This is a genomic window from Martelella sp. FOR1707 (genome assembly GCF_053484265.1).
Window position 1 is genome coordinate 578,073 of sequence record NZ_JBAKFP010000003.1, and the last position, 12,705, is coordinate 590,777.

Here is a 12,705-nt window from a genome sequence, read left to right on the forward strand (position 1 = left end):
GCCGCCCTTTCGCGTCGATCACGCGTTGAGGATGACCTTCATCGCCTTTTCGCGGGCGGCATTGCCGAAGACCTCATAGGCGTCGATGATGTTGTCGAGGTCGAAGCGGTGGGTCACCAGCTTGCCCGGGTCCACCTTGCCGGCGCCCAGCGTCTTGAGCAGCATCGGCGTGGTGTTGGTGCTGACCAATCCCATCGAGATATTGATGTTCTTGATCCAAAGCTCCTCGATATGCAGCTCCACCGGCGTGCCGTGAACGCCGACATTGGCGACGTTGCCGCCGGCCGAAACGATCTTCTGGCAGATATCGAAGGTTGCCGGCACCCCGACCGCCTCGATTGCTACATCGACGCCATTTCCGTCGGTCATCGCCATGATCTTCTCGACCGCATCCTCGGAGCCGACCTGAACGGTATCCGTTGCGCCGAACTGCTTCGCCAGTTCGAGACGGGACGGGTCCATGTCGACCATGATGATCCGCCCCGGGGAATAGAACTGCGACGTCAGCAGCACCGACATGCCGACGGGACCGGCGCCGACGATCGCGATCGTGTCGCCCGGCTTCACGCCGCCATACTGAACGCCGATCTCGAGCCCCGTCGGCATGATGTCGGAGAGCATCACCAGCGCTTCTTCGTCGGCGCCCTCGGGGATCGGGTAGAGCGAGTTGTCGCCATGGGGTATGCGCACATATTCGGCCTGGGTGCCATCGATCAGATGCCCCAGAATCCAGCCGCCATCGGAACAATGGGCGTAAAGCTGGCGTTTGCAGTTGGCGCATTTGCCGCAGGAGGTCACGCAGGAAATCAGCACCGGATCGCCGGGCTTGAAATTGACCACGGCATTGCCGACTTCCTCGACAATGCCGACGCCCTCGTGCCCGAGCGTGCGGCCCGGGGTCACCGCCGGCACATCGCCCTTGAGGATGTGAAGATCGGTGCCGCAAATGGTCGTCTTGGTGATCTTGACGATGACATCGGTGGGCTTCTGGATGCCGGGTTTTTCCTTTTCGACCCAGTCCTTCTGTCCAGGACCGTTATAGACGAGCGCTTTCATCAAAATGCCTCCCTTGTTTTTCTTAAACGGTTGCAAAGCAACCTTCGAACGGGAGTCTACTCTCCGAAAGCGGGCTGGGCATGTCCGAATTTCGGACAGTTCCGGATAGTGCAAGCGACAAAACGCCGCGCGGAGACTAGCGCGCGGCGTGCTTGTTTATTGGTGTGCGACCTCGTCGGTCAGGCGGCGCGCTCCGGCACCTCAAGCCCCAGCCACTCGGTGTAGAAGGCATCGATATCCGGCTCGAAGTCATGGATCACCGGATACCAGGGCGTCGGCGCCTCGACGTCCAGAAGGTCGCCGGATTTCGGGCAGTAATATTCCCGGATGACCTGCCAGTCGGATGTGGGGGCCATCAGCCGGGGATAGATTTCCTCCATATCCGCCGCTGTTTCGCGCACGCGCATCAAGGCATGCAGTTTCCAGTTCTCGCGCCAATCGCAGAACTCGTGGCCGGCCTGGGATTTGACCACCCATTTCTTGTCCGAGGGGCGCTGCACGATATAGAGCTTCGGGCCGAGCGGCAGGATGATCCTGTCATCCCACGGCACCTGTTCCTGCAGGATTTCGATATATTTGACGAAGCGGTCGGCATCCTTGGGCGTCGAAAGCATCGTCTGCAGCGTGTCGCGGTCGATCTTGCCATCGACCAGGTCTTTGATCTTTGCCTTGGTGTAAGCCATTGTCTTTCTCCTGAATAAAAAGGGGCGCCGCGAAGAATGACGGGGTGTTTCGCGGCGCCCGGCGGGATCATTCCTCGACGAACTGAACGGTCTTCACATCCGGCAGATCGGAAAGATCCATCGAATATTCGCGACCATAGGACGGGATCGGCAGATCCGCCTCCTTCAGCTGCCAGTCGTCGGGCAGATCCCAGAACTTGCGGAAACCTTCCTCCCATTTCGGCCCGAGCTTGAAGCTCGCCGCGAACATCTGCTGGACATGAACGCCGGCATCCTTGGCGAGAATGCGCTTGCGCTCCGTCGCCATCCATTCGCGGGTCGGCTGGGCGTTGGCGAGGCGGTCTTTGCGGATCTTGGCCCGCAAGGCCTCAGAACCCGCCTCATCGGCGGTAAACAGGCCGTCAGCGCCTTTCTTCAGGACGACGCCATAGACCGTTTGGGCGAAGCGTTCGAGCAGGTAGCCGCCGTTGACATCGGCGGCCACGGCCTGTGGCTCGCGATCCAGCGGATCGCCGAAGCCGGGCCCGCCGCGCATGTAGTTGAGGTAGAGGTCGTAATCCTTGAACATCTCCTCGGTGGTGATCGCCTGCTTGTCGCGCTTGATGCCTTCGGGATTGACGAGCGTGTCATAGGTCGGGTGTTCCGGGTCGGTGTCGCCGCCGAAGGGGATCGGCTCGCCATTGGCGATCTTTTCCTTCAGCCCGGTATCGTGGGCGGCGAAGCGATAGCCGGACGCCGCCGGATAGCCGCCCATCAGGCCCCAGTCGGAGCTGATATGGCCGTTGCCCATGAAAAACATCGTCCAGTCCTTGGCGTTCCAGACCATGCGCAGAGACTCAAATCCGCAACCGCCGCGATATTTACCGGCGCCGCCCGACGACGCCTTGATCTGGCGTCCGAGATAGACCAGCGGTTCCGCCAGTTCCCAGATCTCCATGTCGCCCATGTCGCCTTCCGGGTTCCAGATGGCGGCGGCATGGCTGATGCCGTCGGCAATGGCCGAGGCGCCGACGCCGTTGGCCGCGCATTCGAACGAGTTCACCGCATGAATTTCGTCATACTGGTTGAACCCGCCGCCCTGCAGCCAGTTCGAGGTGTTGGCGTTGCCGGCATTGACCTCTTCCAGGTAGCCGCGCCCGAAATAGGATCGTGACAGGCCGCGCCACAGCGCCGTCCACGAACTGACGAGGAAGTGCCAGCTATAGGCAAATGCCACCCGCCGGTCGTCCGGGTTCATCCAGGTGCCCTTCGGCAGACGGAATTCCGTGCCGTAGGCCGCGCCGTCATTGATCATCTCGGTTGGGATCAGCGTCTGGGTCATCATCACCCAGATGCCGGAGGTGAACGAGACGGAATGGGCGTTGTAGGTATGCCAGCCCCACCGGCTCGATCCCTCGAAGTCGAGACGCCATGTGCCGTTCGGACGGATCGTCATTTCCGACGGCGTATGCATGATCGTGTCGACCTTGGCGAAGTCCGACGGCACGCGCACATCCTCATGCGCATAGGGCACGTCGACAAAGCCGACCTGACGGTAGACGCCGGGAATGGTCATCGCCTTGATGCGGTTCTGAAGGCCGACCCGGCCATGTTCGACCGCCTCATAGGCGAATTTCCAATAGGCATCGATGCCTTCCTCGGCGATCACTTCCTCAACCAGCTTGCGGATCATGTGGCAACCGGCGACGCGGGTGCGCTCATCCAGCATCCAGTAGCGCGTGGTGCGCACCGCGCGCTGGCTTTCATGCAGCCAGTCGCGCTTCAGCTCGTCGTTCTCGCCGATCTTGCGGCAGGTGACCGAATAGCCGTCGCCGAAGCGCTGTACCTGACCGGTGGTCATCGAACCCGGACCGACCGCGCCGGTATCGATGACGTGGGTAACCCCGCCGACCCAGCCGATCAGTTCGCCCTCATGAAAGATCGGGACGATGGTATGGATATCGCAGGGATGCACGTTGCCGATCAGGGAATCATTGTTGCAGAAGATATCCTTGTCCTTGATGCCCGGGTTACCCTCCCAGTCGTTCTCGATCATGTATTTGATCGCCGCACCCATGGTGCCGACATGGATGATGATGCCGGTCGACGTCAGGATGCTGTCGCCGGCGGCATTGTAGAGCGTGAAACACAGCTCGCCCTCCTGTTCCACAATCGGCGAGGCGGCGATCTTTTTTGCGGTTTCGCGGGCATCGACAACGCCGGCCCGCAGACGCGAGAACAGCTTGTTGTAAAGGATCGGGCTTTCCTTGTGGAGCGCCCTTTCCGTGAGGCCGGCGTAATGGCCGCTCGCCTTGGTCTTGGCCATGATCTCGTCGCGGTGCTGTTTCAGCGTCTGTCCGCCGCGGACGATGCCCTTGACTTTGCTTTGCATATTCATCGTATTTCTCCTCCCTTGGCGGTTACACTTCTTTCAGGTGGAACAGCCTGTGACCGTCGAGCCAGGTCTCGAAGCCGCCCGGTACGACGAAGGTCGTGGCGTCGGATTCGATGATGGCTGGACCGGTGATGCGGTTGCCGGGCGACAGACGCTCCATCTGATAGAGCTGGGCGTCGACCCACTTGCCCTTTCGGTAGAATTTGCGGGTCCCGAGCCTGGCCTCTTCTGCCGGCGTCGGGCTGCCTTCCTCCTCTTTGGGAATCCTGGGTTTCGGGATTGGCACCGTGCCACGCATGATCGCGCCGGTCACGGAATAGCCGAGCTCCGGCGAACGCGCCGAGGCGGCATAAACGCGGCCATAGGTGTCATTGAAGGCGTCGACCAGCCTGTCCCAGTCTTCGGCGGTTTTGGCCGAGCCGATGGGGCTGTCGATCTCCAGATCGTTGAGCTGACCGCGATACTGCATCCGGTAGCCCGGCTGCAGGCGCACCTGATCGCGCGAATAGCCGTTCAGCTCGAATTCCTCGAGCACCCGCTCGGCCAGTTCGCGCCAGGCGTCGTTCAAGGTTTTCGCCTCGATCACCTTGGCATCGTCCGACGCGGTCTCGCCGATATTGACGTCGAGCGACTTGTCGTAGCGATACTCGAAATCCGCCGCAGCGCAACCGAACGCGGAAAAACCCGCAGCCCAGGCCGGCACGATCACATCCTCGAAACCCAGTCCTTCGGTATATCCGTAGGTATGGACCGGACCCGCGCCGCCATAGCTGAAGCAGGTGAAGGAGGATGGCGAATAGCCCTTGCCGGAAATCATCGAGCGCAGATAGTCGCGCAGGTCGCTGTCCAGCAGTTCGATCACGCCAGCCGCGGCCTCTTCCACGGTCAGACCCAGCGGATCGGCGATCTGTTCCTTCATCGCGTTATAGGCGCGCTGCCGGTCGAGCTTCACCTGACCGCCGAGGAAGTTGTCGGGGTTCAGATAGCCGAGAATGACGTGGCAGTCGGAGATCGTCACCGTCTCTATGCCGGATTCCGCCCAGCAGACGCCGACGCGGTAGCCCGCCGAATCCGGCCCCAGCTTGATCGCCTTGGTATAGGGGTCGAGACGGATGAAGGAGCCTGCGCCGGCACCGACGGAATCGAGCCCGACCAGCGGAAGCGACAGAACGAGACGCGCCATGTCCGGGTCGTTCTGAATGGTCAGCTCGCCCTGAGTGATCAGAGCCACGTCGAACGACGTTCCGCCGATATCGGAGCAGGCGATGTTCTTGTAGCCCAGTACCTCGCCGAGATATTTGGCCCCGATCACACCGCCGATCGGGCCGGAGACGATGGTGCGCGCCAGTTCCTTGGCCTTCCAGGAAATCGTGCCGCCATGGGTGGCCATGACGCGGAAATCGAATCTGGAGCCATTATCCTTGAACTCCGTCGAGATTTTCCGAAGCGTCTGGCGCGACGGTTCGGCGGCGAAGGCCTCGAGGATCGTGGTATTGGTGCGGTGGGTTTCCTTGCGCACCGGATAATAGTCGGTCGAGGCGAAGACGGGGATGGTCTTGCCGGCCTTTTCGATCTCCTCGGCCACGATGTCGCGGACTCGGCGCTCATGTGCGGGGTTCTTGTAGCTGTGCAGAAGCGAAATCACGATGCCTTCGACATCCTGCGCAATGAGATCCTGCGCCGCCTGGCGTGCGGTTTCCTCGCGCAGCGGAATGACAACCGTGCCGAACATGTCGACCCGCTCCATCACGCCGCGCGTCAGGTGGCGGGGCACCAGCGGCTCGTCGTAATAGTGGGTGTTGAGGTGGATGCGGTCTTCATAGGCCATGCCCAGATAGGCCTGGCAGGCGCGCCCCATGCGGTGGAAGTCCTCCATCCCCGCATTGACGATCAGCCCTGTCCTCAGACCCTTGCGCTGGACCACGCGATTGAGCATGGCCGTGCCGGAATAAACCCCGGTCTGGATCGAACCGAGCGCCTCTTCAAGCGACAGGCCCCAGTGCTCCAGCCCCTCACGGCTTGATTCGAGCAGGCCGCGCGCCTCATTGTCCGGCGTCGACTGCGCCTTGCCGACCACAAAATCCCCGTCGGAATCGACGAAGAACGTATCGGTCATCGTTCCGCCCGCATCGATGCCAAGCACCTGCACGGAACGGCTGTTTTTCTCGATGATTGTCACGAAAAACTCCTCCCATTGTTCCGGCCATCCCGAGAGGGGACGGCCGCGATGGAGAGGATGCACCTTTTATGAATGCCGAAAGTGTCCGGTTTTCATCCGTCCGGACGGACATGTTGCGGACGCGTAATCAATCCCTTCGCTCGCGCGAAATGCCATAGCTGTCGAGCTTGAGATAGAGCGTCGAGCGGGCAATGCCGAGGCGTTTTGCCGCGCGGGAGAGATTGCCGTCTTCCGCCTTCACCGCGCCGAGGATTTCGACGCGTTCGACATCGCGGAGCGTCTCCGTGCGATTGATCTGAGCGGGCTGATGAAACTCGCGGGGAAGCGTGCGCTCGGAGATCAGCCCGCTTGGCGACAGCGCGTCGAGTGCGGTGATCAGATTGCGCATTTCGATCAGGTTGCCCGGCCAGGCATAGTTCTGCAATGCGGTCATGGCGCCGGATGTAAAACGCAGTTCGCGTCTGCCGGTCTCCGTCGCATGGCACTGGATGAGCCATCGTAGCAGCGGCCCGATTTCTTCCGGGCGTTCGCGAAGCGGGGGGATGTGGAGACGCGCACCGGCGATCCGATAGTAGAGGTCGCTGCGGAAATTGTTGGCGCGCATCTCGTCATAAAGCGAGCGGGCGGACAGGGCGATGATCCTGCCCCCGCCTTCGGACACCAGTTCCACGAGCGTGAACAGCAGTTTTTGTAGCGATGGCGAAACCGCGCCCGGGCTGGAAAGACACAGAATGCCGCCGCCCTCGGCGTCGCGGGCGGCGGCGATCAAGGCGCGCAAGCTTTCCTCGGTCAATTGGGCGCAGTCGATCACCTCGAAGGGGTCTTGCGACTGCCTGCTGGCATTATGGATCGCCTTGGCCAGAGAACTCTTTCCCGTTCCGGTCTCGCCTTCGATCAAGATCGGGATCGGCGTCTCTGCCAGTCTCTCGGCCTGCGCGCAGAGTTCGGCGGAAACCTGTCCGGCGCGCGCGATCTGCCGTAGCTCCATCCCGGTCCAGCTGCGGGCCTGCGGACGCGAACGGCGCAGAGAGACCATGACGCCGATCGCCTCGCCCTGATTTTCAATCACCTCGAAATCGGCGCCGTTCAGGCATTCGCCCAGAACCTCGCCAATCTGCTTGGCAGGTTGGTCTATCAGCGCGGGCAGGAGCTTCGGCAATTGTCGAAGGGCGTCGTCATCCTCGCAGAACCGGGCGAAGTCCTCGGTGGAGAACACGCTCGCGCCATTGCGATCCATGACAAGCGTTTGATCATTGCCGCGTCTGAGACGGCGAATATGAGAATATTCCAGCAGCCGTTCGCGCTCGCGGCCAAGCATCTGGGTCAGCTCGGTTTCAACCTGCAAGGCGAGCGCGGATGAAAGGGCGACGGCATTGGGCTGCATAATGCCGCCGGGCCAGGAAATGTCGAGCACGCCCATGACCCGCCCGGTTCCCGGTTCGATGATCGGCGTCGCCGCGCAGTTCCAGCGCTGGATCGCCTCGCAGAAATGCTCGGCATCGCGAATGAGCGTCGGCACGCCGAGATAAAGCGCGGTGCCGATGGCGTTGGTGCCGATCGCCTCCTCGACCCACTGGCCGCCCGTGTAGAGATGATTTTCCTGCGCCTCGGCAAGCGTATGCGGGTCGCCGGCCGCTTCGATAACGACGCCGGAATCATCGCTGAGCAGAAGAATGTCGCGAGTGCCGATCAGCAGGCTTCCGGCTCGGTTTATCGCTTTTTGCGAGGCAAGCTCAAGCCTGCGCGCCCGGGCGCGGCGACCCTCAAGGCGCTCCTCATCGAGCACCGGAGCGCGCGTGCGCTCGCCCACCGCGTGGCGCAGAGAGCGTCGCCAGCTTTCCAGAACGTCATGGCGCATGGCCGCGGGCGCCTGTCCCGTGGACATGAAATCTTCCCATTCCTTTTTCCGTGCAATGCGCTCCATCTTCTCCTCCCGAAAAGACAGCCCGCCAGAGAGCTGTAACCATTGAGGCTTACACTCTGATCGCGACCTCCATGAAACCATTAGAGCGAATTCCCGATAATACCAATTGCGCGCGTTCTGTAGTGTATGAATTTCGGACAGTCCAAGAGGAGGCCTTCCAGCCTTCTTCCGGCACCTACTGCTCGCTGTTCAGGAACCAGGCGAGGAGCTCGGCGCTGTTGGCGAGGCCGAGCGTACGGGTGAGCCGCAGCCGGTGGGCCTCGACGGTGCGCGGCGACAGGCCGATCTCGGCGGCGATCGCCGCATTGGTCTTGCCCTGGGACACCAGCGTCAGGATCTGGCGCTGGCGCCCGGTCAGCTTCATGGTCGCGCCGGTCACCGGCCGGGTCATCGGTTCGAAGCAGTAGAGCGCTGCGGCGAAGGGATCGGAAAGGTCGTAGGAGCGACCGCGCACCTGGCACCAGAAACGCCGTCCGCTGCTGTCCGCCATGATGCGCTCGTCGTAATAGACCGCGTGTTCCGGCAGGTTGAACCGCCACATTTCGCCAGTGCGGACGAAATCCTCCAGCCCCGGATAAAGGCGCGAGAAACTGCGGTCGATCAGGTCGTCCCGCTCGTAGCCGAACACGGCGGCGAATTCGTCGTTGCAGTCGCGAATGATGCGGTGCGTGGCATAGACCATGGGCACCGGAATATCGGCGAGCGGAAAGCGATGTGGCGGGTTTGACGGTGCAGACATATGGTAGAAATACGACTAACGCCCGCGAAATATCAAGCTTAACCTATGCCTCCAGAACGGTTGAGAACCGGGAGGAGATATCATGAAGAAGCAATTTTCGTCCGCAGCGGAAGCGCTTGCGGGCCAGTTGAAGGACGACATGGTGATCATGTCGGGCGGGTTTGGCCTTTGCGGCATTCCCGAGGCTCTGATCGAGGCGGTCGAGGCATCGGGCGCGCGCAATCTGACGGTGATTTCCAACAATGCCGGCGTCGATGGCATCGGCCTTGGCCGGCTGCTGGCGACCAAACAGATCGCCAAGATGATCTCGTCCTATGTCGGTGAGAACAAGCTGTTTGCCGAGCAGTATCTCTCCGGCGAACTGGAGCTGGAGTTCAATCCGCAGGGTACGCTGGCCGAGCGCATTCGCGCCGGCGGGGCGGGCATTCCGGCCTTCTTCACCAAGACCGGCGTCGGCACCATGATTGCCGAGGGCAAGGAGGTGCGCAGCTTTAACGGCGAGGACTACGTGATGGAAAGCGCGCTTGTTGCCGATGTCGCGCTGGTCCACGCCTTCAGGGGCGATACCGAGGGCAATCTCGTCTATCGCAAGACCGCGCGCAACTTCAATCCGATGATGGCGACGGCGGCGAAGCTGACGGTGGCCGAGGTCGAGCATCTGGTGCCGGCCGGCGAGATCGATCCCGATCACATCCACACGCCCGGCATCTTCGTCTCGCGCATCGTCGAGGTGAAGAACCCGAAGAAGCACATCGAGCAGCGCACCACCCGCAAGCGCGCAGAGGAGACCGTCTGATGGCCTGGACACGCGAACAGATGGCGGCCCGCGCGGCCCGCGAATTGCAGGACGGTTTCTACGTCAATCTCGGCATCGGCATTCCGACGCTGGTCGCCAATTACATTCCCGACGGCATGGATGTGCGCCTGCAGAGCGAGAACGGCATGATGTCGATGGGCCCGTTCCCCTTTGAGGGCGAAGAGGACGCCGACCTCATCAATGCCGGCAAGCAGACGGTGACCGAACTGCCGGAAACAAGCTATTTCTCCAGCGCCGACAGTTTTGGCATGATCCGCGGCGGCCATATCGACCTGTCGATCCTCGGCGCGATGCAGGTCGCCGAAAACGGCGATCTCGCCAACTGGATGATCCCCGGCAAGATGGTGAAGGGCATGGGCGGCGCGATGGACCTCGTCGCCGGCGTCAAGCGTGTCGTGGTGGTGATGGAACACGAGGCCAAGGGCAAGTCGAAGCTTCTGAAAGAGTGCGACCTGCCCTTGACCGGCAGCCGCGTCACCGATCTGGTGATCACCGATCTCGGCGTCTTCACCGTCGCGCGCACCGGGCCGGCAAAACTGATCCTGATCGAACTTGCCGACGGCGTCAGCCTTGACGAGATCCGCGCGAAGACGGAGGCCGACTTCGATGTCGCCCTCAAGACGGGAGAAACGGCATGAGCGATATCGTCATCGCCGGCGCCTGCCGCACGGCCGTCGGCGCCTTCATGAAATCGCTATCGACGGTGCCCGCCCATGATCTGGGGGCGGCCGTGATCCGCGAGGCGCTTGTCCGCGCGGGCGTTTCCGGCGACGAGGTGGACGAGGTCATTCTGGGCCAAGTCCTGACGGCCGGGCAGGGGCAGAATCCCGCCCGCCAGGCCGCGATGAAGGCCGGCATCGCCGAGGCCGCGACCGCTTTCATCGTCAACCAGGTCTGCGGCTCGGGGCTTCGCGCCGTCGCACTCGGCGCGCAGCAGATCGCCACCGGCGAGTCCCGCATCGTGGTCGCCGGCGGCCAGGAGAACATGTCGCTCTCGCCCCACTGCCAGAATGCGCGCGCCGGCACCAAGATGGGGCCGATCTCGCTGGTCGATACGATGGTGAATGACGGGCTGATGGATGCCTTCAACGGCTATCACATGGGCATCACGGCGGAAAACGTCGCCAGCCGCCATGAGATCAGCCGCGGCCAGCAGGATGCCTTCGCGCTTGCCAGCCACCGCAAGGCCGCCGCTGCGCAGGAGCAAGGTCGCTTCGCCGACGAGATCTTGCCAATCACCGTCAAGGACCGGCGCGGCGAAACGGTGTTCGACCGCGATGAGCAGATCCGCCCGGATGCAGATGAGTCGAGCCTTGCCAAGCTACGCCCGGCCTTCGACAAGGACGGCACGGTCACCGCCGGCAATGCTTCGGGGCTGAACGACGGGGCCGCCGCCATGGTGCTGATGTCTGCCGACGAGGCGACGCGGCGCGGTATCCAGCCGATGGCGCGCATCAAGGCGTTTGCGACGGCGGGCGTCGATCCGGCGATCATGGGGGTCGGCCCGGTGAATGCCTCGAAAAAGGCGCTGGAGCGGGCCGGCTGGTCCGTCGATGATCTCGATCTCGTCGAGGCCAATGAAGCCTTCGCCGCCCAGGCCTGCGCGGTCAATGGCGCTTTGGGTCTCGATCCCGACAAGGTCAATGTCAATGGCGGCGCGATCGCGCTCGGCCACCCGATCGGCGCATCGGGCGCGCGCGTGCTGGTGACCCTGCTCCACGAAATGAAGCGCCGCGTCGCCCGCAAGGGGCTGGCGACGCTCTGCATCGGCGGCGGCATGGGCGTCGCGATGTGCATCGAGAGAGATTGACCACGCGCAGGATGACGAGGATCCGGTCCGTGCAGCACTATGGCCGGATCGGCAGACGGACGGTCAGAAGGTCGTCCGTCATCGAAAGGATTAAACCGCACAGATCCCGTTCTTCTGACGGTTGCCAGTCTCACCGGGCCAGGTTGTTGCGGTCGAGCAATTCCAGAAACAGGGCGGCGTGATCCAGATCGCCGCCTCCAAGCCGGTTCACCAGATCGGCGAAACGGTCGCGCTGAAGGGTGGTCAGCGGCAGGGAAAGACCCATGGCCTCGCATTCCGCCAGGACATTTTCGAGGTCCTTCAGTTGTAGCGAGGAGCGCCCGCCGAGTGCGAAATCGCCCGCCTGCATGCGGGCGCCATGCTGCTGGAGGATGACGGAATCGGCAAAGCCGCCCTTCAGAACGGCCCGGAAGCGCTCGGGATCGATGCCGCTCTGGCGCACCAGCAGGGTCGCCTCTGCGACCGCTCCGACGGTGATGGCGACAATGGCCTGATTGGCAAGCTTGGCGAGCTGGCCGCTCCCCGACGGACCGAGCAGAATTGCATGACCCATCGCGTCGAAAACCTTCTCGACCCGGGCGAAAACCGCTTCCTCACCGCCGGCCATGATCGCCAGGCTGCCCGCTTCTGCGCCCCGGGTTCCGCCGCTGACGGGCGCATCGATGTGGCCGATGCCCATCTCCGCCAGGCGGCGGGCGTGATCGCGCGCCTCGGCCGGCCGGATCGAGCTCATATCGATCACGGTCGCTCCGCGCGACATATGTTCGGCCGCTCCTCTCGCGAACAAAACGTCGCGGACGGCGGAACCGTCCGTGACCATGGTGATCACGACATCCTTGTCGGCTGCGGCCACGGCGGGTGTTTCTGCCCCGACAGCGCCCGCCGCTTCAAGTGCCGCGGTTTTGCCGGGGCTGCGGTTCCAGAGTGTTACCGTGAAGCCCGCCTTTATCAGGTTGAGCGCCATGGGCGCGCCCATCAGTCCGGTTCCAAGAAATGCTATTTTCATCGTCTGCCTATCCTGGTTTGAAGCCATTCGCGGTAACATAGATGGCATTAAACGATGTTGTCGCCCTCATGAAAAGCCGGCTTGGCTTTTCCCAACCCATCGGCAAGATGGCGGAGG

Annotated in this window: 10 protein-coding genes; 3 read left to right on the top strand and 7 right to left on the bottom strand. The window is 62.5% G+C overall.

The genetic code is table 11. The annotated features are described in order from the left end of the window. Positions 1-18 precede the first annotated feature (18 nt). The 6 genes from V6765_RS10575 to V6765_RS10600 all read right to left on the bottom strand — a co-directional run bounded on the left by V6765_RS10575 (position 19) and on the right by V6765_RS10600 (position 8,955). Positions 19-1,056 carry a zinc-dependent alcohol dehydrogenase family protein gene (locus V6765_RS10575; protein WP_448428482.1) on the bottom strand — a complete coding sequence of 346 codons (1,038 nt, stop codon included), beginning with the start codon at positions 1,054-1,056 and terminating at the stop codon, positions 19-21. A 179-nt stretch (positions 1,057-1,235) separates the two neighbouring features. Continuing rightward, positions 1,236-1,739, bottom strand: coding sequence for an acetone carboxylase subunit gamma (locus V6765_RS10580; RefSeq protein ID WP_448428484.1), 504 nt, complete (start codon positions 1,737-1,739; stop codon positions 1,236-1,238). Between the two features lie 67 nt (positions 1,740-1,806). Continuing rightward, on the bottom strand, positions 1,807-4,116 hold the full coding sequence (locus V6765_RS10585) for a hydantoinase B/oxoprolinase family protein (RefSeq protein ID WP_448428486.1): 2,310 nt from the start codon (positions 4,114-4,116) through the stop codon (positions 1,807-1,809). A 22-nt stretch (positions 4,117-4,138) separates the two neighbouring features. After that, entirely contained in the window at positions 4,139-6,292 is a 2,154-nt protein-coding gene (locus V6765_RS10590; protein ID WP_448428488.1) for a hydantoinase/oxoprolinase family protein, read from the bottom strand. 127 nt (positions 6,293-6,419) lie between these two features. Next, complete coding sequence (locus tag V6765_RS10595) at positions 6,420-8,177, bottom strand: sigma-54-dependent Fis family transcriptional regulator (protein WP_448428490.1); 1,758 nt, start codon at positions 8,175-8,177, stop codon at positions 6,420-6,422. 214 nt (positions 8,178-8,391) lie between these two features. Continuing rightward, positions 8,392-8,955 (bottom strand): LuxR C-terminal-related transcriptional regulator, encoded by a 564-nt coding sequence (locus tag V6765_RS10600; protein ID WP_448428492.1) that lies wholly within the window; start codon positions 8,953-8,955, stop codon positions 8,392-8,394. 82 nt (positions 8,956-9,037) lie between these two features. Between V6765_RS10600 and V6765_RS10605 the strand changes: the two genes are divergently transcribed. The 3 genes from V6765_RS10605 to V6765_RS10615 are packed head-to-tail and all read left to right on the top strand — an operon-like array spanning position 9,038 to position 11,582. Next, a complete protein-coding gene (locus V6765_RS10605) occupies positions 9,038-9,751 on the top strand; it encodes a CoA transferase subunit A (protein WP_448428494.1) in 714 nt (237 codons plus the stop codon). Beyond that, positions 9,751-10,410: a 3-oxoacid CoA-transferase subunit B gene (locus tag V6765_RS10610; protein WP_448428496.1), complete on the top strand. Its 660-nt coding sequence runs from the start codon at positions 9,751-9,753 to the stop codon at positions 10,408-10,410. The genes V6765_RS10605 and V6765_RS10610 overlap by 1 nt, the downstream gene beginning before the upstream one ends. Next, the gene (locus tag V6765_RS10615) at positions 10,407-11,582 is read left to right on the top strand and encodes an acetyl-CoA C-acetyltransferase (protein ID WP_448428498.1); all 1,176 of its coding nucleotides are present in this window, start codon (positions 10,407-10,409) and stop codon (positions 11,580-11,582) included. Before V6765_RS10610 ends, V6765_RS10615 begins: the two co-directional genes overlap by 4 nt. Before the next feature lie 130 nt (positions 11,583-11,712). Here V6765_RS10615 and V6765_RS10620 read toward each other — a convergent pair whose 3' ends face one another. Next, positions 11,713-12,588: an NAD(P)-dependent oxidoreductase gene (locus tag V6765_RS10620; protein WP_448428500.1), complete on the bottom strand. Its 876-nt coding sequence runs from the start codon at positions 12,586-12,588 to the stop codon at positions 11,713-11,715. Positions 12,589-12,705: the final 117 nt, after the last annotated feature.